The organism is Streptomyces sp. NPDC021562, from assembly GCF_040640875.1.
In the GTDB taxonomy this organism is placed as follows: Bacteria; Actinomycetota; Actinomycetes; order Streptomycetales; family Streptomycetaceae; genus Streptomyces.
In genome coordinates this window covers 24,193-45,100 of sequence record NZ_JBFACN010000045.1, presented here as the reverse complement: position 1 = coordinate 45,100, position 20,908 = coordinate 24,193, and the positions used below count along the sequence as shown (strand labels likewise).

Below are 20,908 nucleotides of genomic sequence, written 5' to 3'. Positions count from 1 at the left end.
AAACGGTGGGAACTAGGTGTTGGCGACATTCCACGTCGTCGGTGCCGCAGCTAACGCATTAAGTTCCCCGCCTGGTAAGGGGCGCGGGGAACTGCGCGACAAGCCCCCACTGGGCCGCACGCACAGGAAACACCTTCATGAACGGCCCATGAGAACCTCCCCCGACCTGCGAGAAGGTTCCTTATATCGGGCAAACGAGGTTCTCGCGGCGTTCTCAGCGGGCACTCAGGAAGCTCTCATGGTCGCGGGACAAGCTTCTAGTCATGACCGAGAGCTTCCGCCGCAGCGGCGAGTACGAGAACCCGCAGGGTCCCCAAGGTGACGCCTACCAGGGCGCGTACCCCCAGCAGCAGCACGCCTCCGCTCCCGCCCCCGTGAACCCGGAGTGGCCGCCCCCGCCCTCGCACCAGCCGGGGCAGGCGGCGCAGCAGCCCGACGGCGCCGAGCACTCGGTCCACGGCAGGAAGAAGCGGGCCCGCGGCCCGATGGCCCTGCTCGCGGCGGTCGCGATCGTCGCCGCGGCGGTCGGCGGCGCCACGGCGTACGGCTTCCAGGAGCTGACCGGCAAGGACGAGGTCGTCTCCAGCAGCACCACCACCAACGTGGTCCCCTCCAGCAAGAAGGGCGACGTCGCCGCGATCGCCGCCGCCGTCAGCCCGAGCGTCGTGGAGATCACCGCGACCCTCAGCAACGGCACCTCCACCGGTTCCGGCGTGATCATCACCAGTGACGGCCAGATCGTCACCAACAACCACGTGATCTCCGGCGCCCAGTCCATAAAGGTGACGACCAGCACCGGCAAGTCGTACACCGCCAAGGTCGTCGGCACCGACAGCGCCAAGGACCTCGCGCTCATCAAGCTCCAGGGCGCCTCCGGTCTCAAGGTCGCCACCCTCGGCAACTCCGACGGCGTCCAGGTCGGCGACACGGTCGTGGCGATCGGCTCCCCCGAGGGCCTGAGCGGCACCGTCACCAGCGGCATCGTCTCCGCGCTCAACCGGGACGTCACCGTCTCCACCGACGAGGGCCAGGACCAGCAGGGCCAGGGCGGCGACGGCCAGTGGCCGTTCTCGTTCGGCGGCCGCCAGTTCAACGGCGACACCGGTTCGTCGACCACGACGTACAAGGCCATCCAGACGGACGCCTCGTTGAACCCCGGCAACTCCGGCGGCGCCCTCATCGACGCCGGCGGCAACATCATCGGCATCAACTCGGCGATGTACTCGGCCAGTTCCAGCTCCTCCTCGTCCTCCTCGGACGCGGGCAGCGTCGGCCTCGGCTTCGCCATCCCGATCAACACCGTGAAGGCCGACCTGGCCAAGCTGCGGTCCGGCTCCACCAGCTGAACCACCGGCACGCACGTAGTCACGCAGTCACGTAGCAGGGAGTACGTCATGATCAAGCAGGTTTCGCACCAGGTGACCGGCAACGCCCCCGCCGACCTCGCGCTGGCCCTCGCGGTGGCGTACGAACTCCACGCCCCGACCGAGGCGGCCCCGCCGACCCCGGCGACCCCGGCCCCCCGCGCCCCGGAGCTGGTGCCGGCTCCGCAGCTGATGGGCCTGCGCACCTCCGCCGCCCGGCCGCACCAGCGCAAGGTGCCGCTGAGCCGCATGACCCTGGTCCGCGGCTGAGCCGCCGCGCATACGCGACAGCCCGGAAACATGCGAGGCTGAGAGACGTCCCGACCGAGACCCACCGCACCCCGAGGAAACGCGAGCGATGAGCCCCGCCGAAGGCGACCGTGACCCCCAGCGCATCCTGATCGTCGACGACGAGCCGGCCGTACGCGAAGCGCTCCAGCGCAGCCTCGCCTTCGAGGGGTACGAGACCGAGGTCGCCGTCGACGGCGCGGACGCCCTGGAGAAGGCCACCGCCTACAAGCCGGACCTGATCGTCCTGGACATCCAGATGCCGCGGATGGACGGGATGACCGCGGCCCGCCGGATCCGCGGGGCGGGCGACACCACCCCCATCCTGATGCTGACGGCCCGCGACACGGTCGGCGACCGGGTCACCGGGCTCGACGCGGGGGCCGACGACTACCTGGTCAAGCCCTTCGAGCTGGACGAACTCTTCGCCCGCATCCGGGCGCTGCTGCGCCGCAGCTCCTACGCGGCCTCCGTGTCCGAAGCGGCCCAGGAGGACGAGGCGCTCACCTTCGGCGACCTGCGCATGGACCTCGCGACACGGGAGGTGACCCGGGCCGGCCGCCAGGTGGAACTCACCCGTACCGAGTTCACCCTCCTGGAGATGTTCATGGCACACCCGCGCCAGGTCCTCACCCGCGAGCAGATCCTCAAGGCCGTCTGGGGCTTCGACTTCGAGCCCTCCTCCAACTCCCTCGACGTGTACGTCATGTACCTCCGCCGCAAGACCGAGGCGGGCGGCGAACCCCGCCTCGTCCACACCGTGCGCGGCGTCGGGTACGTCCTGCGCCAGGGCGGCGCCGAGTGAACACCCTCGCCCGCCGCTTCCGCGCCCTCCCGATCCGCGCCCGCCTGTCGATGCTGGTCGCGGCAGCGGTGGCGTTCGCGGTGGCGGCGGTCTCGGTGACGTGCTGGTTCATCGTCCAGGGAAAGCTGTACGACCAGCTAAGGAACGACCTGGAGAGGCAGCAGCACGGGCCGGCAGTGGGCGCGGCCATAGACGTCGCCCTCGCCGACTGCTCCGAGTCGCCCCAGGGCAACACCAACTACCGGAGCAACTACGGCCAGGTGGTCATGGCGGACGGCACGATCTGCCTCATGCCCGGCTCCACGGACGAGGTCAAGGTCACCCAGGACGACAAGAACGTCATCAGGAGCGGAGACACCGGCACGCTCTACTTCCGCAACGGCACCGACAAGGACGGCGCCGCGGTACGCGTGATGACCCAGGTGTTCGCGACCCGGAGCGGCTCCTACATCGGACTGGTCAACGCGCTTCCCCTGAAGAGCACCCAGAACACCCTCAACGACCTCGCCCTGATCCTCCTGCTCGTCTCCGGTGTCGGAGTCCTCGGCGCGGGAGCCGCGGGCCTCGCGGTCGCCCGGGCCGGTCTGCGCCCCATCGACGAACTCACCGAGGCCGTCGAACACGTTGCCCGCACCGAGGACCTCAGCGTCCGCATTCCGGTGGAGAAGGAGGCGGACGACGAGGTGGCCCGGCTCTCCCGCTCCTTCAACAGCATGACCACGTCCCTGGCCAGCTCCCGCGAGCTCCAGCAGCAGCTCATCGCGGACGCCGGTCACGAGCTGCGCACCCCCCTCACGTCGCTCCGCACGAACATCGAACTGCTCACCCGCAGCGAGGAGACCGGCCGCCCGCTCCCGCCCGCCGACCGCAAGGCGCTGCTCGCCTCGGTGAAGGCCCAGATGACCGAGCTGGCCTCGCTGATCGGCGACCTCCAGGAGTTGTCCCGCTCGGAGGGGCAGCGCGGCGAACGCGTCCAGGTCGTCGCCCTTCAGGACACGGTCGAGGCGGCCCTGCGCCGCGCCCGTCTGCGCGGCCCGGAGCTGACGATCACGGCGGACGTCCAGCCCTGGTTCGTACGCGCGGAACCCTCCGCCCTGGAGCGGGCGATCGTCAACATCCTCGACAACGCGGTGAAGTTCAGCCCCGAGGGCGGCACCATCGAGGTGGCCCTGGACCGGGGCGTCCTCACGGTCCGCGACCACGGCCCCGGCATCGCGGAGGACGAACTCCCCCACGTCTTCGACCGCTTCTGGCGCTCCCCGTCGGCCCGCGCCCTCCCCGGCTCCGGCCTCGGCCTCTCCATCGTGGCCCGCACAGTGCAGCAGGCGGGCGGCGAGGTCGTCCTTGCCCGCGCAGAGGGCGGTGGCACGGTCGCAACGGTACGCCTACCGGGCGCCCCTACGGCTCCCCCAGAGGCCCCGTAGGCGGCTCGGGTTCCCTCCAGAACAGCTCTTCCACCACGGTCTGCGGATCTTCGGTTCGGCGAACGAAGCTGTACTTCGTCCACCCCCTTGCGTCACACGCGCTTCGGTCCCGTGATCGCCTCCCCGATCACGAAGCCCTTCGCCGGGCCTTCGGGAACGGTGACCTCGGTGCCGTAGGGGACGCGGTGGACTCCCACCCAGTCGGCCTTGTCGGGGTCAGGTTCAGTGAGGACCGTGACCGTGCCGTGGCTGTCATAATCGTCGATGATCACGTAGACGGGGATGCCGGCGCGGGCGTACTCACGGCGCTTACGGACACGGTCTCGGTCCTGGTTGCGCTTGCCGGGTGAGACGACCTCGGCGATGAGGGCGACAGCAGAAGCAGCCACCCCCAGTTGTTCCTCGTCTCCGTGCGGCTCCAGGTCTTCGGGAGCGATGAGGATGTCAGGAATCCATCCCTTGCGCTCGTGGATGACGTTGGTGTCCTGAAACGCCGCGTGCTCTCCCTCACCCAGGAACCGCACCAGTGCGTTGCGGAGGCGGTTGACGATTTGAGCGTGGGACAGACGACCGGTGGGCGACACCTCGATGGCTCCCTCGATGATCTCGGCTCGGTAGCCCTCGGGGAGTTCCATGGCCTTCCATGCCTGCCACAGGACCTCGTCCAGATCGGGTCCGTCGAAGAGTTCGGCCTGCGCCTCGGACATGGTCTTGGGCCTCTCCTGTGCGAGAGCGGTCAAGGTGACACCACCTCCTCAAGTGTGGGCTGGGCGTGCCTGCGACACAAGCAACGCGATCACGGTAGGTAAGGCCGCCCCGGTGACCTGGGGAAATGACTCCAGATCACCCGTTCGAGCGAAGCCGAAACGGTTCGCGGGCTTACTCTCTCCCCAGTCGCGCGCCTGTTCGGTGCGTCAGGGGAGGGGCACGGGTCGTGGACGAAGGTGGAGTCGGCGAGCGGGAGTACCGGAGGCGGCGGAGGCCGCCGCTGGCGTACCTCGTCGTGCCGGGGGTGCTGGTGGTGAACGCGTTCATCCAGACCAGCCGGTTCTACGGAGACCCGGGCGGGGACGGCAGCGGCCGGTGGGGGCCGCCGGTCTTCGCGGTGCTGCTGGTCCTGGCGGTCACGCGGGTCGCGCTGGAGCAGTTCCGGGCGCACACCAGGGTCACGGCCGCCGGCATCACCGCGCAGGGGCCGGTGCGTGCGCGGACCTGGGCCTGGTCCGAGATATACGACATCCGGGTCGAGCAGGCCCCGCGCGGTTCCGGGCAGGGGGCGCCCCAGTGGCTCACCTACCTGTACGACTACCGGGGCCGCCGCTTCCTGCTGTGGCAGCTCAACGACTGGCAGCTGGACGACCCCTACGCCGAGGTCGCCGAGCTGTGCCTGGCCGCCGCGCCGCTGCGCAGCCTCACCTGGGAGCCGCGCCCGGACGCCGAGGAGCGGATCCGGCGGGGGGCCGTGCGCCGCAGGGCGTGGCTGTGGGGGGCGTACGGGACGATCGGGTCGGCGTTCCTCATGCTGGTGGTCGGCTTCGGACTGATCGTCACCGGGCGCTCGGACCATCCCTTCCTGCTGATCGTGTGCGTCCCGGTGGCCGTCGGCGTCGTCCTGGGTGCGCTCCTCCAGTGGTACTGGAGCGTCCGCCCGCCGCGGTCCCTCACCCCGCAGCCCTAGCTACCACCTGAGGATCATCGTCTCGTCCAGGGCGGGGGTCTGGTCCGCCGCGATCGTCTCCGGGAGGGGGTGGGCGAGGTCCGCGTAGGCGCCGCCGTGGGCGAGGAGTTCGGCGTGGGTGCCCGCCTCCACCAGGCGGCCCCGGTCCACGACCAGGATGCGGTCCGCGTCGGGGGCGAGCGTGAGGTCGTGCGTGATCATGATGGTCGTACGGCCCGCCATCAGGGTGCGCAGCGGGGCGACGACCTGGCGGGCGGCGATCGCGTCCAGGCCCGCCGTCGGCTCGTCCAGGACGAGGACCGGGGCGGCGCGGAGCATCGCTCGGGCGATGGCGATCCGCTGGAGCTGGCCGCCGGAGAGAGCGGCCGTGCCGGGGGCGACGGGGGTGTCGTAGCCCTCGGGGAGCGCGGTGATGAAGGCGTGGGCCGCGGCGTCCCGTGCGGCCTGCTCGATCTCGGTGTCCGTGGCGCCGGGGCGGCCGCAGGCGATGTTCTCGCGGACCGTGCCGTTGAGGACGAGCGTCTGCTGCGGGAGCAGGGCGACGTTCTCGCGGAGGAACTCCAGGGGTACGTCGGTGAGCGGTACGCCGTCCAGGCGGATCACGCCGGCGGAGGGGTCGTAGAAGCGGGTGAGGAGCTTGGCGACGGTGGACTTGCCGGCGCCGCTCTTGCCGGTGACCAGGACCAGTTCGCCGGGCCCGGCCGTGAAGCCGATGTTCCGGAGGGAGGCGCGGGGGGACTGCGGGTAGCGGAAGGAGACGTCGTGGAAGCTGACCCGGCCGTGGACCGGCCAGGGGCCGACGGGTTCGGCGGGGTCGGTGACGGCGGGCTCGGCGTCCAGGATCTCGCCGATGCGCTCCGCGCCCGCGGTGGCCGCGGTGAGGGTGAGGCCGAGCTGGCCGAGGTTGCGGACCGGCGGGTAGAGGTAGCCGAGGAAGGCGGCGAAGGCGAGGAGCTGACCGAGGGTCATGCGGTCCGCGGAGATCTCCCAGACGCCCAGGCCGATGACGGCGAGCACGCAGAGGGTCTCCACGACCTCGACGAACTGGGCGTACATCTCGCTGAGCCGGGCCCCGCGCACGCTCGCCCGCAGCCATGCGCGGGCCTCGACGTCGAGGCGCTTCTCCTCGTCCCGGCGGCGGTTGTAGGCCTGGGTGAGGACGACGTTGCCGAGGGACTCCTCGACCACGGAGGTGATCGCGCCGTCGGCGACCCGCTCGTCCTGGGCGGCGGTCCTGATCCGGCCGGAGAAGCGGCGGGCGGCGAACAGGAACAGGGGCGCGAGGACGAAGGCGGCCAGCGCCAGGTCCCAGCGCAGCCAGCAGGCGGCGGTCGCGTAGAAGACGGCGGAGAACGCGGCGGCGACGGTGCCGACGACACCGGAGACGACCATCTGCTCGATGGCCTCGACGTCACCGGTGAGGCGTTCGACCAGGTCGCCCTGACGGTGCCGCTGGAAGAAGTGCGGGGGCAGGTCCTGGACGTGCCGGAAGACCTTGGCGCGCAGGCGCAGCACGAATCTCTCGGCGGTCCAGGTGGCCAGCGAGTTGCCGAGGTAGCCGACGGACGCGCCGACCGCGGCGACCAGCAGCCAGGCGCCGGCCGGGCCCCAGAAGGCGGACAGCGAACCGGCCTTGAGGGCGTTGTCGGTGAGGTCCGCGAAGAGCAGGATCGCGGCGGTCTCGGCGAGCGCGGACACCACCACGCACGTGATGATCATCCAGAGCCACTTGCGGTCGCCGCGGGTCAGCGGCCAGAAGCGGCGGAAGGCGGCACGGGCCTCTCTCATGGTCGTCAACTCCCTTCAGTCGCGGGCGCGCACGGCCGAGGCGGGGCCACCGGTCGCTACCAGGCCTGACCGGTGACCCCGCCTGACTGTGCGCTGCCTCAGCCGTTGTCCACCGGACGGCGGCGCTTCGGAGCCGGCTTCTTCGGCGCGGGCTTCTTCGGGGCCGGGGCGGGCTCGTGGTGCTTCTTGACCGGGGCGATCTTGCGGAAGCTCATGACGGTGTACCTCTCTGTCGTGAATTGCTGTGAACTGCTGTGAATTACTTCTGTGAATTATTTGTCAGCGCTCGTCGCCGATGGGACGACGCTTCGGAGCCGGCTTCTTCGGGGCGGGCTTCTTCGGGGCCGGGGCGGGCTTCTGGTGCTTCTTGACCGGGACAATCTTGTGGAAGCTCATGGTCTTCTCCTTCGATTCGTTCGCTCTGTCGTCCGCGCCGTTCGCTTTCGACATGGAAGACATTACGCGTCCCAGCCGCCCGAAAAAGCCATTTGCAATGAGACCTCGATGAATTGCGACTGAGTTAAATTTTCAGGAGCAATCTGGAACCGAAGGACGCTTCACACAGGTTTTATCCAGCAGAAAGGGCCCGGTACGCGCGCGTACCGGGCCCTCGGCGGGTCTGCTCCTCGGGGTGCCTACCGCACGATCGTGATGCGGTCGGCGGCCGGCGGCGCGAGGGGGCTCGTCGCCGAGGAGTTGGCCGTCAGGTACCGCGCCAGGGCGGACAGGTCGTCCGTGCCGACCAGGTCGTCGGTGCCCTGGCCGAGGGTGGTGAAGCCGTCGCCGCCCCCCGCGAGGAAGGAGTTGGTGGCGACGCGGTAGGTGGCGGCCGGGTCGATCGCCTTGCCGTCGAGGCGGATCGAGTCGCCGACGACGCGGTCCGCGCCGGTCTTCGTCAGGTCCAGGGTGTACGTCAGGTTCCGCGACGGCTGGAGGATCTTCGGCGCCGCCGCGTTGCCCCCGCTCACCTGCTCCTTGAGGACCTGGACCAGCTGGGCACCCGTGAAGCTCTGGAGGTTCACGGTGTTGGCGAACGGCTGGACCGTGAAGCCCTCGGCGTAGGTGACGACCCCGTCGCCCTCACCGGCCTTGGCCGCGTAGGTGAGGCCGGCGCGCACCCCGCCCGGGTTCATCAGCGCCAGGTCGGTCTCCGGGTCCAGCTCCCTGCCGTAGGCGAACTGGGCGTCGGCGATCAGGTCGCCCATCGGGGACTCGGTGCCGGTGTTGGCCACGTCGGCGGAGATGTAGCCGATCGGGCGGTTGCCGATGGGGGCGGCGAGGGCGTTCCACTTGCCGATCAGCCGGGTCATGTCGGGGGCCTTGGCGACGTCCCGGGTGACCACGCGGTTCGCGGACTTCACGGCCGTACGCGCGATGTCGCCGGTGCGGCGGTCGTACGTGAGGGTGGTGTCGGTGTACAGGCGGCCGAAGGAGGCGGCCGAGGTGACCATGCGGGGGTTGCCGGCCGGGTCGTCGATCGTGCAGACGTACGCGTTGTGGGTGTGGCCGGTGACGAGGGCGTCCACCGCCGGGGTCACGTTCTTCGCGATGTCGACGATCGGACCGGAGACGCCGGCACCGGCACCCGGCGCGTCGCAGTCGTAGTTGTACGACGACGAGCTCGGGAAGCCGCCCTCGTGGACCAGCGCCACGATCGACTGGACGCCCTGGCGCTGGAGCACCCTGGCGTACTTGTTGATCGTCTCGACCTCGTCCTCGAAGGCGAGGCCCTTGACGCCGTCGGCGGAGACGATGCCCGGCGTGCCCTCCAGGGTCACGCCGATGAACCCGATCCGCACGTCCTTCTTCTGCCAGACCCAGTACGGCTTGAGGATCGGCTTGTGCGTCTTCTCGTCGAGGACGTTGGCGGCGAGGTAGGGGAAGTCGGCGCCCTTGAAGCGCTTGTCGGTGTAGCAGCCGTCGGTGGGGTGGCAGCCGCCGTTCTGGAGGCGGGCGAGTTCCTTCGCGCCCTCGTCGAACTCGTGGTTGCCGACCGTCGTCACGTCCAGGTCGAGGTCGTTCAACGCCTCGATGGTGGGCTCGTCGTGGAAGAGCCCGGAGATCAGCGGGGAGGCGCCGACCATGTCGCCACCGGCGGCCGTCACGGAGTACGGGTGGCCCGCACGGGCCTCGCGCAGGTGCGTGGCGAGGTACTCCACACCGCCCGCGTCGACCGTCTTCGTCGTCCCGTCGGCCTCGGTCTCGGTGACCCGGCCGGAGGAGCCCGCCGGCGGTTCGAGGTTGCCGTGCAGGTCGTTGAAGGAGAGCAGCTGGACGTCCTGGTAGCGGCCCGGCCGCGGGTGTCCGTGCCCGCCGCCGGTGTGCGCGTCGGCGGGCAGCGCGCTCGCGAGCGCGGCGGCGGTGGCGAGCCCGACGGCGGACGCGAGCACGGCGTAGGCGCGGCGTCCGGACGGGCGGGAAGTGGCCGGCATGAAACCCCCCTGTGGGTCTGCTGAGAAGTGGCCCGGTCCGGCGCAGCCTAGGGTCAACGCGCGTAGCGCAACAGAGGTTTCTTGGTTACATCCTGGTTGCCTTTTGCCTCGCCCTTTACCTTCACCCGTGCACCCGTTCCGGCCGTGCGGGCCCGTACCCTCGTACGCATGACCAGCGACGACACCGCACGGCCGCCCATGTACTCCCGCTCCGTCGACACCTGCTCGGCGCTCACCGAGGACCAGGCCGAGGCCGTCCTCTCGCTGCTCACGGAGGCCGCGCGGGCCGACGGCCAGCAGCCGGTGTCCGAGCAGGGCCGCCTCCAGCTGCGCGGGGGTGCCCGGGACGGCGTCTCCCATCTGCTCCTCACCGTCGGCGGCGAACTCGTGGGCTACGCCCAGCTGGAGGACACGGACCCGGTGGAGGCACCGGCCGCCGAACTGGTCGTCCACCCGTCCCACCGGGGGCACGGGCACGGCCGCGCCCTGGGCAGCGCGCTGCTGGCGGCGACCGGCAAGCGGCTGCGGGTGTGGGCGCACGGCGGGCACGCGGCGGCCCGTCACCTCGCCCAGGTCCTCGGCCTCAGCCTGTTCCGCGAACTGCGCCAGCTGCGCCGTCCGTTGACGGACCTCGACCTGCCCGACCCGAAGCTCCCGGAGGGCGTGACGGTCCGTGCCTTCGTGCCCGGCAAGGACGACGCGGCCTGGCTCGCCCTGAACGCCGCCGCCTTCGCCCACCACCCCGAACAGGGCTCGCTCACCCAGCGCGACCTCGACGACCGCAAGGCCCAGCCCTGGTTCGACCCGGCCGGCTTCTTCCTGGCGGAGCGCGGGGGCGAACTCGTCGGCTTCCACTGGACGAAGGTGCACGAGGAGGAGGGCCTGGGCGAGGTGTACGTCCTAGGCGTCTCCCCCGCCGCCCAGGGCGGCGGCCTCGGCAAGTCCCTCACCACGATCGGCCTGCGCCACCTCGCCGGACGCGGCCTGCCGACGGCGATGCTGTACGTCGACGCGGACAACACGGCGGCGGTGACGGTCTACGAACGCCTGGGCTTCACCACCCACGAGACGGACCTGATGTACCGCACGGAGACCTGACCCCACCTCACCGCCCCGGCGGCCGCCCGCGGTTGATCAGGCGGGCGGACCTGCCCAGCACGGCGACGGCGACCGCCGCGGCGAGTGCCTTGACGAGCGGTGCGGCGCCACCGGCGAGGGTGGCCCCGGCGAGGAGCAGGACGACGGCCGCCGAGAGCCAGGGCATGGCTCTCTCGGCCGGCCCTCCGTCGCGAAAGGGGTTGTCCATGCCCGTCTCCTCGTCCCGCCCGCCCGGCGGTTGATCCGCCGCCCTCCTCATCATGCCCGCGTCGGCCGTGAGCGCCCACAGCCGCTCCGTTTGACTTTCCGGGGCGGCTTCCACCACCCTTTCACTACTTCATTAGTGAAAGGGTGGTTGTACGGGTGGTCGAGTACCGCATCGACCGGCGCTCCGGCGTCGCCACCTACGTCCAGATCGTCCAGCAGACCAAGCAGGCCCTGCGCCTGGGTCACCTGCGGCCGGGAGACAGGCTGCCCACCGCCCGTGAGGTGGTCGAGGCCACCGCCATCAACCCCAACACCGTCCTCAAGGCCTACCGGGAGCTGGAGCGCGAGGGCCTGGTCGAGGCCCGGCGCGGTCTCGGCACCTTCGTGAGACGCGCCCTGGGGACCGCACCGGCCGAGTCCCCCCTGCGCGGGGAGCTGGAGACCTGGGCCGCACGGGCCCGCGAGGCCGGCCTGGACCGCGACGACGTGGCCGCGCTCTTCACCGCCGTACTGGAAAAGCACTTTCAGGGAGACAACTGATGACCGACACCGCGATAGCGGCCTCGGCGCTGGGCAAGCGGTTCGGCCGGCGCGGGGGCTGGGCGCTGCGCGACTGCACCTTCCGGCTGCCCGCGGGGCGGGTCTGTGCCGTCGTCGGCCCCAACGGAGCGGGCAAGTCCACGCTCCTCGCCCTCGCCGCCGGTCTGCTGGGCGCCACCGAGGGCGGCCTGACCGTCCTCGGCACCACCCCGGCCGGGGCCCGCACCCGGGTCGGCTACGTCGCCCAGGACAAGCCGCTGTACCCGCAGCTCACGGTCGCCGAGACGCTCCGGATGGGCGCCGACCTCAACCCCGGGCGCTGGGACGCGGCGGCCGCCGAGCGGATCGTGACGGCCGGCGCACTGGACCCGAGGTCCAGGATCCGCACCCTCTCCGGCGGCCAGCGCACCCGCGTCGCGCTCGCCCTCGCCCTCGGCAAGCGGCCCGAACTGCTGCTCCTCGACGAGCCGATGGCCGACCTCGACCCCCTGGCCCGGCACGAACTGATGGGCGTGCTGATGGTGCAGGCCGCCCAGTACGGCACCACCATCGCGATGTCCTCGCACGTGGTCGCCGAACTCGAGGACTCCTGCGACCACCTGCTGCTGATCGGCGGCGGCCGGGTTCGGCTGGCCGGCGGGATCGACGACCTGCTGGCCGCCCACCGCCGGGTCGGCGCCCCCGCCGACGCCCCGCTCGCCCCGCACACCGTCGTCGAGTCCCGCACCACCGGCCGCCGGCTCAGCGCCCTGGTCCGCCCGACCGGCCCGCTGCCCGACGACTGGGACACCGACAGCCCCACCCTGGAAGAGCTGGTCCTCGGCCACCTCCGCAACCCCGAGGCTCCGGCCCTGGTCCCCGCCGAGGCCGCCGTATGACCGCCCTCACCGTACCCATGAGGCCCCGCCTGACCCGCTGGACGCTGCGCCTGCACCGGCCCGCGCTGTACGCCTGGACGGCCCTCGTCCTGCTCACCGCCGTCCTGCTGGTCCTCCTGCGGGGCCCGTTCGCCGACGCGGCCGCCGAGGGCTGGCGGCAGTACGACCACTGCGCGTTCAGCGGCCCGTGCCCGTACGACCAGAACGCGATCCTGCGCTACAAGGACTGGTACAACTACGGCACCCTGACCGTGTGCGCGCTGCCCTTCCTCGTGGCCGCGTGGGCGGGCGGGGCGCTCGTCGGCAGGGAACTGGAGTCGGGGACGGCCCGGTTGGCCTGGGCGCAGTCCAGCAGCCCGGTCCGCTGGCTGACCGTCCGGCTGGCGGTCCCGGCCGCCGCCGTCACCGCGGGGACGGGCCTGCTGGCCTGGCTGCACCACCTGGTCTGGACCGCGGGCCGGGGCCGTATCGACACGGCCGCGCCCTGGTACGACCTCTTCACCTTCCACACCAACGGCCCCACGATCGTCGCCCTCACCCTCACGGGCCTGGCCGCGGGCGCCCTGGCAGGGCTGCTGCTGCGGCGCGCGCTGCCCGCGCTGTTCGTCGCCCTGCTGCTGACGGGCGCGATCTGCGTCTCCACCCAGGTCCTGCTGCCCCACCTGTGGCCGGCACTCGGCCGCACCCGACCGGGCTTCTTCTACTCGCCGTCCGGGTCCTGGCAGGTGAGCGGTGGCAGGACCGGAGGTCGGTACCACGTCGCGTATCACCCTTACGCCCACTACTGGCCGCTCCAGCTGACCGCCACGGCCCTCCTCCTCGCCGTCACGGCCCTGCTCACCCTCGGCTGCTACCTGGCGCTGCGCCGCCTGACCGGAAAGGCGGCCCGGGGATGACCGCGCCGACGCTGACGGGGCTCCCCCGGACCGTGCTGCGGCTGCACCGGCCGGCCCTGCTGATCTGGACCCTGTTCGTGGCGGGGACGTGCGGCTGGCTGGCGTGGCTGACGGAGGGCGCCGCGAAGGAGCCGGACCTGCGGGGCCTGGCCTGCGCCGACAGCTGCGGCCGGCTCTCCTCCCTGCTCGCCCACCCGACCCAGATGGACTGGGTCGGCACGCTGATCACCTACGCCTTCGTCGGCGCCGCCGCCTTCGCGGGCGGCGCCCTGATCGGGCGTGAACTGGAGTCGGGTACGGCCCGGCTGGCGTGGACCCAGGGCATCACCCCGGCCCGCTGGCTGGCCACCAAGCTGGCGCTGGCCGCCCTCGCGCTCACCCTGGGCGGCACCACCCTCGTCCTGGTCTTCCGCTGGGCCTTCGCCGCCCACGCCGACCCGCTCTGGCCACCGGACTGGTCCTCCGCCTCGGCGTTCGCCGCACGCGGCCCGCTGCTGGTGGCGTACGCCCTGTGCGCGCTCGCCGTCGGCACGCTCACCGCGCTGCTGCTGGGCCGGGCGCTGGCCGCGCTGGGGACCGCGGCCGGGGTGATGTGGCTGTTCAACTCCGTGCTGACGTACTACCGCCCGCACCTGTGGCCCACCGACACCCGTACCGGGCCGAACGCCTTCGACCTGCCCGACGGCGACTGGGTGGTGGACGAGGGGTCGAACGCGCACGGGCGCTTCGCCGCCTACCACCCCGCGTCCCACTTCTGGCCGCTCCACCTCACCGAGACCGCGATCGTCCTCGCCGTCGCCGCCCTCGCCGTCCTCTGCTCCTTCCGGGTACTCAAGGGCCGTCCCGCCTCCCCCGCGTGAGCGGGGGCCCGCCGGCCGCCCCGGGGCCGGAGCCGTCGGTCCCGTGCGTCCCTCCGTCGGGGGAAAGGTGTACGGGATCGTCGCTTTCGTGAACCCCGGCGCACCCGCCGGTCGATCACAGACCTCCGTGAGCCGCTCCCCGCTATCCCGCACGCCATGTCTTCGTAACCATTGGTTCAGACGGACTTGCGACGCTCAGCCAATGAAGCCCGCCGTGCCAGAGCCTTCGCCGCCCCCCGAGGGGTTCGCGGGAAACGGGGTCGTCCACCTCCCACCCGCACGTTCCGACGCGCCTGTCACGCCCCGGGCGCGGAAGAATGGGGTCATGAGTCAGCAGAACGCCCAGGCAGCCGAGGTTCAGCACGCCCAGCCCTCCGTGGGCTCCATAGCCGCGCACCGCCCGCACACGGTGGCCGCCGCGGTCTCCGACCTCGAACCCGACATCGACGCCGACCTCGACGCGTACGAGGAGTCGCAGCTCGACGGCGACCGGCTGCCCCAGGGCCGGTTCCTGGACCGGGAGCGCAGCTGGCTCGCGTTCAACGAGCGGGTCCTCGAACTCGCCGAGGACCCGAACACCCCGCTGCTGGAACGGGCGAACTTCCTGGCGATCTTCGCCAGCAACCTGGACGAGTTCTTCATGGTCCGGGTGGCGGGGCTGAAGCGCCGCATCGCCACCGGCGTGGCCACCCGGTCCGCCTCCGGCCTCCAGCCGCGCGAGGTGCTGGAGATGATCTGGGCCCGCTCCCGCGAGCTGATGGCCCGGCACGCCGCCTGCTACCACGAGGACGTCGCCCCCGCGCTCGCGGAGGAGGGCATCCACCTGGTCCGCTGGGCCGAGCTCACCGAGAAGGAGCAGGCGCGGCTCTTCACGCTCTTCCGGCACCAGATCTTCCCGGTCCTGACCCCGCTGGCGGTCGACCCGGCGCACCCCTTCCCGTACATCTCCGGCCTGTCCCTGAACCTGGCCGTGGTGGTCCGCAACCCGGTCAGCGGCCACAAGCACTTCGCCCGCGTGAAGGTGCCGCCGTCGCTGTCCCGCTTCCTGGAGAGCAGCCCGGGCCGGTACGTCCCCATCGAGGACGTCATCGGCGCCCACCTGGAGGAGCTGTTCCCGGGCATGGAGGTCGTGGAGCACCACGCCTTCCGGCTCACCAGGAACGAGGACCTGGAGGTCGAGGAGGACGACGCCGAGAACCTCCTCAAGGCCCTGGAGAAGGAACTCATGCGGCGCCGCTTCGGGCCGCCGGTGCGCCTGGAGGTCGAGGAGTCCATCGACCGCGACGTCCTCGACCTGCTGGTGCGCGAGCTGAAGATCGGCGAGGCCGAGGTCTACCCGCTGCCCGGCCCGCTGGACCTGACCGGCCTGTTCCGCATCGCCGGACTGGACCGGCCGGAGCTGAAGTACCGCAAGTTCATCGCGGGCACCCACCGCGACCTCGCCGAGGTGGAGTCCGCCTCCGCGCCCGACATCTTCGCGGCCCTGCGCGAACGGGACGTGCTGCTGCACCACCCGTACGACAGCTTCTCCACGTCCGTGCAGGCCTTCGTCGAGCAGGCCGCCGAGGACCCGGACGTCCTCGCCATCAAGCAGACCCTGTACCGGACCTCCGGCGACTCCCCGATCGTCAACGCGCTCATCGACGCCGCCGAGGCCGGCAAGCAGGTCCTCGTCCTGGTCGAGATCAAGGCCCGTTTCGACGAGCACGCCAACATCAAGTGGGCCAAGCGCCTGGAAGAGGCCGGCTGCCACGTCGTCTACGGCCTCGTCGGCCTGAAGACGCACTGCAAGCTGTCCCTGGTGGTGCGCCAGGAGGGCGACACCCTCCGCCGCTACAGCCACGTCGGCACCGGCAACTACCACCCGAAGACGGCACGCCTGTACGAGGACCTCGGGCTGCTCACCGCCGACCCGCAGGTGGGCGCCGACCTGTCCGACCTGTTCAACCGCCTCTCCGGCTACTCCCGCCGGGAGACGTACCGCCGCCTGCTGGTGGCACCCAAGTCGCTGCGCGACGGACTGATCGCGCGGATCGACAAGGAGGTCCAGCACCACCGTGCGGGCCGCCCCGCCTTCGTCCGCATCAAGGCCAACTCGATGGTCGACGAAGCGCTCATCGACGCGCTCTACCGGGCGTCCATGGCCGGCGTGCCGGTCGACATCTGGGTGCGCGGCATCTGCGCCGTCCGCCCGGGTGTCACGGGCCTCTCGGAGAACATCCGGGTCCGCTCGATCCTCGGCCGCTTCCTCGAACACTCCCGGGTCTTCGCCTTCGGCAACGGCGGCGAACCCGAGGTGTGGATCGGCAGCGCCGACATGATGCACCGCAACCTCGACCGCCGGATAGAGGCCCTGGTCCGGGTCATAGACCCGGCCCACCGGGCAGCCCTCACCCGGCTCCTCGAAACCGGCATGTCCGACTCCACCTCCTCCTGGCACCTGGGCCCGGACGGCGAATGGACCCGGCACGCGACCGACGCCGACGGACAGCCGCTGCGCAACATCCAGGAGATGCTCATAGACGCCCGGAGGCGCCGGCGTGGCACAGCAACACCTTGAACCGACGGACCCCACGGCCCGGGCCGTCAGCGGGGACGCCCTCGCGGGTTACCTGCGTGCCCAGGCCACGGAGTTCCTCCGCGCGCTGCGGCTGCACCGGGAGACCGGTACGGCCGCGGCCGCGGCGGAGGAGTCCGTCGACGCGGCCCGCGCGTTGCGCCGCTCCGCCCGGCGCATCAGCGGCAGCCTGCACACCTTCCGACCGCTCCTGGAGGCCGACTGGTCGGAGGAGATCCGCCCCGAACTCGCCTGGCTGTCGGGCACGTTGGGTCTTGAGCACGCGTACGAGGCCAGGCTGCAGCGGCTGCTGCTGGCGCTGCACCGGCTCTCCGGCTCGACCGCCCTGCCCGGCCAGGCCACTTCGGAGGTCCCGACCGACCGCGGCAACCTCACGGTCGGCGCGGCGAAGGCCGGCGCCCTGCTGGACCGCCAGCTGACCCTCGCCCGCACCCGGGCCCACTCCACGGCGCTCCAGGCGCTCGGCTCCTCCCGCTTCCACGCGGTCGCCGACAAGGTGGCGGTACTGGCCAGCGAGGTCCCGCTGACGGCCGCGGCTTCCACCGCCGACCTGCGCCCGGCGGCGGCCGCCGCCGAGGAACGCCTCACCGACGCCATCGCGGCCCTCCCGCTGGTCACGGCCGGTCACCCCTACAACGCGGAGGCCCTCGTGAACGGCCTGTCCCCGGACCCGTCCCCGCACCCCCAGGACGGCCCCTGGCACCAGGTCCGCCTGCTGCTGCGCCTGCACCGCTACGCCCGCGAGGTGCTGTGCGGCCAGGGCGCCCCCGTGGACGTCCGGCTGCTCACGGCCGGCCAGGCCCTGAACCGGCACCGGGACGCCTCCGAGGCCGCCGCGGCGGCCGCCGCGGCCGCCCGCACCCCGCGCATCGCCCCGGCGACCGCCTACGCCCTCGGCGTCCTCCACGCCGACCAGCGGCACGAGGTGGAGGCGGCCCGCTTCGCCTTCCAGCAGGCGTGGCAGGAGCAGCCGCTGGAGGCCGTGTGAACGACACCCCGGTACTCGCGGCGGGCTGCGTCCTGTGGCGCCGCTCACCGGTCGACGGCGGCCTGGAGGTCTGCCTCGTCCACCGCCCCAAGTACGACGACTGGTCCCACCCGAAGGGCAAGCTCAAGCGGGGCGAGGACGCCGGCACGGCCGCGCTGCGCGAGGTCGAGGAGGAGACGGGCTACACGGCGACGCTCGGCAGCGAGCTGTCCACCGCCCTCTACTACGCCAACGGCCGCCCCAAAGAGGTCCGTTACTGGGCGGGCGAGGCGGGGGAGGGTCACTTCACCCCGAACCACGAGGTGGACAGGATCCTGTGGCTGCGGCCGGCGGAGGCCCGGCGCCGCCTGACCCAGCCGCGGGACGCGGAACTGGTGGACGAGTTGCCGGCCGCGCTGCACAACGCTCCGTGAGGCGTGTCACCCGGCACCGGACACCTGGCACCCGGCTTCTGACGCCCTGACAGCTGACACCTGACACCGTCTCACCCGCCGGTGGCCAGGTGCCCCTCCGCGTCCGTGCGCGCCAGGCTTCTCGCCCGCCGCGCCGGCCCCCGCCAGCCACACGTGCACCGGGCGAAACAGAACCGCCCCTGCTCAACCGTGTCCGCCTCGTGTCCCACCCTGTGCAGGGCCCGTCCGGAACCGTCCTCCTGCGCCACACCGACAACGTTACCCAGCCCCGGTAAAGCCCAGGCATGCGTGACGGCCCCACCCACCCCTCGTTAACCGGAACGACAGGCGGCCCGCGACGGACGTACCGGTGGGGGTAGGCAGCGATGGATCGGCGGCAGCACAGGCGCGCTGGGAAGACGGCCGTCACCGTGGGCCTCGTGGTCGGACTCGGCGCGTGCGCCACCGGCTGCGGCGGCGCCACGGCGGAGGGCGCGAGCGGCCCGCCCGGGGACCCGGTCACCGTCCTCGAACACGCGGCGGACGCCCTGCTGAACGCCCGCACGTCCAGGGCGACCACGTCGATGGAGATGGCGGCCGGCGGCACCCGGGTCACCATCCGCGGCCAGGGCGTCTACGACTACGCCCACCAGCTCGGCAGGCTCACGGTCGTCCTCCCGCAGGACCCCACCGGTACCCCCGAGCACCGCCCGATCACCGAACTCCTCGCCCCGGGCGCGCTGTTCATGAAGAACCGGGGCGCCGGGGTGCCCGCCGACAAATGGGTGCGGGTGGAGACCGCCTCCCTCTCCGACGGCAACCTGGTGACCGGCGGCGCGACCGACCCGTTCGCGGCGGCCGAACTGCTGCGCGGCACCCGGACCGCTACGTACGTCGGGCGGACGGAGGTCGCGGGCGCCGGGGTCCGGCACTACCGGGGCACCGCCGATCTGGCCGTCGCGGCCGGGGCCGCCTCCCCGGGCAACCGGCCGGCCCTCGCCGCCGCGGCGAAGGGGTTCGCCACCGCCGAGGTCCCGTTCGACGTGTACCTCGACGACCAGGGCCGGATCCGCAAGCTCAGGCAGCGGTTCAGCTTCGTCAACGACACCAGCAAGGGCACGGTCGCGGTCGCCTCCACCACCCTGCTGTACGACTTCGGCACCCCCGTGGACGTGAGGCTGCCGCGCTCCCGGGACATCTACGCGGGCCGGATCGCCGAAAACCAGCCGCCGCACTAGTCCGGGACCGAGCCCGTCCCACCTGTGAACTAGCCCGTCCGTGCCATGCGCGGTGTGTAGACCGCTGCCTACTCTAGGAAGCGGTGACGGCAGAGAAGAGGTGATGCGCGTGGCTCCGGTCGGCGGTACGGCAGTTCAGGACCACGTGGCCCTCGCCGAGATCGAGCTGTGCGGAGAGCTGATCATCGCGGCGTCGGCCGCCGAGGACCGCCTCAGCCTGGAGAGCATCGACGAGGTGCTGAGAGTGGCCGAAGAGCGCGGGGACGGCTAGCCCAGCGCCGCCCGCGCGGTCACGTCCGCAGCAGGCGGCCGATCGCCTTCGTGGCCTCCTCCACCTTCGCGTCGATCTCGTCCCCGCCCTTGACGGCGGCGTCGGCGACGCAGTGCCGCAGGTGCTCCTCCAGGAGCTGGAGGGCGAAGGACTGCAGGGCCTTGGTGGAGGCCGAGACCTGGGTGAGTATGTCGATGCAGTAGGTGTCCTCGTCCACCATCCGCTGCAGGCCCCTGATCTGGCCCTCGATCCGGCGCAGTCGCTTGAGGTGCTCGTCCTTCTGCTTGTGGTAACCGTGCGTGGTCGCCGGTGCCCCGCCCCCGGAGGGCGTCACGGCGTCGGCCTCGGTGGTCGTCATCGCGTCCTCCGCACTATCGAGACACATACCCCTGGTGGGTATATGGTAACGAACTTTGCTGGGTATAGGGCCCTCGGGACGCCCCCGTGCTGATCACCACGCCCGATGGGCGAAACTGGACGGCGGCCCATTAGCCGTGGCCGGATGTTGCGCTTAGCATCAGCCTGACCGAAACCCATGCATACCGAGGACCCCAAGTGCGCTTTCGTCTGACCCCCAGGGAGACGAGCTTCTACGACATGTTCGCCGCCTCCGCGGACAACATCGTCACCGGCTCGAAGCTCCTGATGGAACTGCTCGGGGCGGACGCGTCTGCCCGGGCCGAGATCGCAGAGCGTATGCGGGCAGCGGAACACGCAGGTGACGACGCCACGCACGCGATCTTCCACCAGCTGAACTCCTCGTTCATCACGCCGTTCGACCGCGAGGACATCTACACCCTCGCGTCCTCCCTCGACGACATCATGGACTTCATGGAGGAGGCCGTCGACCTGGTCGTCCTCTACAACGTCGAGGAACTGCCGAAGGGCGTCGAGCAGCAGATCGAGGTGCTGGCACGGGCCGCCGACCTGACGGCCGAGGCGATGCCCCACCTGCGCACGCTGGACAACCTCACCGAGTACTGGATCGAGGTCAACCGGCTGGAGAACCAGGCCGACCAGATCCACCGCAAGCTTCTCGCCCACCTCTTCAACGGCAAGTACGACGCGATCGAGGTGCTGAAGCTCAAGCAGATCGTGGACGTCCTGGAAGAGGCTGCGGACGCGTTCGAGCACGTGGCGAACACGGTGGAGACCATCGCCGTCAAGGAGTCCTGAGGCGTCG

At 71.5% G+C, this 20,908-nt stretch carries 21 protein-coding genes; 16 read left to right on the top strand and 5 right to left on the bottom strand.

Annotated elements, in window-relative coordinates; all coding sequences use genetic code 11:
- Positions 1-263: 263 nt before the first annotated feature.
- From AB0G52_RS39080 to AB0G52_RS39065, 4 genes are all read left to right on the top strand, one after another.
- Complete coding sequence (locus AB0G52_RS39080) at positions 264-1,346, top strand: trypsin-like peptidase domain-containing protein (protein ID WP_132892099.1); 1,083 nt, start codon at positions 264-266, stop codon at positions 1,344-1,346.
- A 48-nt stretch (positions 1,347-1,394) separates the two neighbouring features.
- Positions 1,395-1,634, top strand: coding sequence for a hypothetical protein (locus AB0G52_RS39075; RefSeq protein WP_132892100.1), 240 nt, complete (start codon positions 1,395-1,397; stop codon positions 1,632-1,634).
- 88 nt (positions 1,635-1,722) lie between these two features.
- Positions 1,723-2,457, top strand: coding sequence for a response regulator transcription factor (locus AB0G52_RS39070; RefSeq protein ID WP_132892101.1), 735 nt, complete (start codon positions 1,723-1,725; stop codon positions 2,455-2,457).
- A complete protein-coding gene (locus AB0G52_RS39065; RefSeq protein WP_361343742.1) occupies positions 2,454-3,881 on the top strand; it encodes a HAMP domain-containing sensor histidine kinase in 1,428 nt (475 codons plus the stop codon). The genes AB0G52_RS39070 and AB0G52_RS39065 overlap by 4 nt, the downstream gene beginning before the upstream one ends.
- A 92-nt stretch (positions 3,882-3,973) precedes the next feature.
- Here the strand turns inward: AB0G52_RS39065 and AB0G52_RS39060 are convergent, their stop codons facing one another.
- Positions 3,974-4,621: a Uma2 family endonuclease gene (locus AB0G52_RS39060; protein ID WP_361343739.1), complete on the bottom strand. Its 648-nt coding sequence runs from the start codon at positions 4,619-4,621 to the stop codon at positions 3,974-3,976.
- A 194-nt stretch (positions 4,622-4,815) separates the two neighbouring features.
- On the opposite strand from AB0G52_RS39060, the gene AB0G52_RS39055 reads away from it, so the two are divergent.
- Positions 4,816-5,559 carry a PH domain-containing protein gene (locus AB0G52_RS39055; protein WP_361343736.1) on the top strand — a complete coding sequence of 248 codons (744 nt, stop codon included), beginning with the start codon at positions 4,816-4,818 and terminating at the stop codon, positions 5,557-5,559.
- Here AB0G52_RS39055 and AB0G52_RS39050 read toward each other — a convergent pair whose 3' ends face one another.
- Positions 5,560-7,347 carry an ABC transporter ATP-binding protein gene (locus AB0G52_RS39050; RefSeq protein WP_361343733.1) on the bottom strand — a complete coding sequence of 596 codons (1,788 nt, stop codon included), beginning with the start codon at positions 7,345-7,347 and terminating at the stop codon, positions 5,560-5,562. It lies immediately after the preceding gene.
- A gap of 635 nt (positions 7,348-7,982) precedes the next feature.
- The gene (locus tag AB0G52_RS39045; RefSeq protein ID WP_361343730.1) at positions 7,983-9,779 is read right to left on the bottom strand and encodes a bifunctional metallophosphatase/5'-nucleotidase; all 1,797 of its coding nucleotides are present in this window, start codon (positions 9,777-9,779) and stop codon (positions 7,983-7,985) included.
- 168 nt (positions 9,780-9,947) lie between these two features.
- On the opposite strand from AB0G52_RS39045, the gene mshD reads away from it, so the two are divergent.
- Positions 9,948-10,877 carry a mycothiol synthase gene (mshD, locus tag AB0G52_RS39040; RefSeq protein WP_361343727.1) on the top strand — a complete coding sequence of 310 codons (930 nt, stop codon included), beginning with the start codon at positions 9,948-9,950 and terminating at the stop codon, positions 10,875-10,877.
- Between the two features lie 7 nt (positions 10,878-10,884).
- Here the strand turns inward: mshD and AB0G52_RS39035 are convergent, their stop codons facing one another.
- A complete protein-coding gene (locus AB0G52_RS39035; RefSeq protein WP_361343724.1) occupies positions 10,885-11,085 on the bottom strand; it encodes a hypothetical protein in 201 nt (66 codons plus the stop codon).
- A 155-nt stretch (positions 11,086-11,240) separates the two neighbouring features.
- Here AB0G52_RS39035 and AB0G52_RS39030 point away from each other — a divergent pair, with 155 nt between their 5' ends.
- The 9 genes from AB0G52_RS39030 (at position 11,241) to AB0G52_RS38990 (ending at position 19,725) form a co-directional block, all read left to right on the top strand.
- The gene (locus tag AB0G52_RS39030) at positions 11,241-11,624 is read left to right on the top strand and encodes a GntR family transcriptional regulator (RefSeq protein WP_361343721.1); all 384 of its coding nucleotides are present in this window, start codon (positions 11,241-11,243) and stop codon (positions 11,622-11,624) included.
- Positions 11,624-12,502, top strand: coding sequence for an ABC transporter ATP-binding protein (locus tag AB0G52_RS39025; RefSeq protein ID WP_361343718.1), 879 nt, complete (start codon positions 11,624-11,626; stop codon positions 12,500-12,502). Before AB0G52_RS39030 ends, AB0G52_RS39025 begins: the two co-directional genes overlap by 1 nt.
- Complete coding sequence (locus AB0G52_RS39020; protein WP_361343716.1) at positions 12,499-13,398, top strand: ABC transporter permease; 900 nt, start codon at positions 12,499-12,501, stop codon at positions 13,396-13,398. The genes AB0G52_RS39025 and AB0G52_RS39020 overlap by 4 nt, the downstream gene beginning before the upstream one ends.
- The gene (locus AB0G52_RS39015; RefSeq protein ID WP_132892112.1) at positions 13,395-14,258 is read left to right on the top strand and encodes a hypothetical protein; all 864 of its coding nucleotides are present in this window, start codon (positions 13,395-13,397) and stop codon (positions 14,256-14,258) included. Before AB0G52_RS39020 ends, AB0G52_RS39015 begins: the two co-directional genes overlap by 4 nt.
- Before the next feature lie 202 nt (positions 14,259-14,460).
- Positions 14,461-16,818, top strand: a complete 2,358-nt coding sequence (locus AB0G52_RS39010) for an RNA degradosome polyphosphate kinase (RefSeq protein WP_132892113.1) — start codon at positions 14,461-14,463, stop codon at positions 16,816-16,818.
- Positions 16,799-17,824 (top strand): CHAD domain-containing protein, encoded by a 1,026-nt coding sequence (locus tag AB0G52_RS39005; protein ID WP_132892114.1) that lies wholly within the window; start codon positions 16,799-16,801, stop codon positions 17,822-17,824. The genes AB0G52_RS39010 and AB0G52_RS39005 overlap by 20 nt, the downstream gene beginning before the upstream one ends.
- The gene (locus AB0G52_RS39000; protein ID WP_361343712.1) at positions 17,821-18,237 is read left to right on the top strand and encodes an NUDIX hydrolase; all 417 of its coding nucleotides are present in this window, start codon (positions 17,821-17,823) and stop codon (positions 18,235-18,237) included. Before AB0G52_RS39005 ends, AB0G52_RS39000 begins: the two co-directional genes overlap by 4 nt.
- A gap of 365 nt (positions 18,238-18,602) precedes the next feature.
- Positions 18,603-19,454 carry a hypothetical protein gene (locus tag AB0G52_RS38995; RefSeq protein ID WP_132892116.1) on the top strand — a complete coding sequence of 284 codons (852 nt, stop codon included), beginning with the start codon at positions 18,603-18,605 and terminating at the stop codon, positions 19,452-19,454.
- Positions 19,455-19,557: 103 nt separating this feature from the next.
- Positions 19,558-19,725 (top strand): hypothetical protein, encoded by a 168-nt coding sequence (locus tag AB0G52_RS38990; RefSeq protein WP_165939509.1) that lies wholly within the window; start codon positions 19,558-19,560, stop codon positions 19,723-19,725.
- 19 nt (positions 19,726-19,744) lie between these two features.
- On the opposite strand, the gene AB0G52_RS38985 is transcribed toward AB0G52_RS38990, so the two are convergent.
- Positions 19,745-20,083, bottom strand: coding sequence for a metal-sensitive transcriptional regulator (locus AB0G52_RS38985; RefSeq protein WP_132892117.1), 339 nt, complete (start codon positions 20,081-20,083; stop codon positions 19,745-19,747).
- A gap of 197 nt (positions 20,084-20,280) precedes the next feature.
- Between AB0G52_RS38985 and AB0G52_RS38980 the strand changes: the two genes are divergently transcribed.
- Complete coding sequence (locus AB0G52_RS38980) at positions 20,281-20,901, top strand: DUF47 family protein (protein ID WP_132892118.1); 621 nt, start codon at positions 20,281-20,283, stop codon at positions 20,899-20,901.
- The last annotated feature ends 7 nt before the right edge of the window (positions 20,902-20,908 follow it).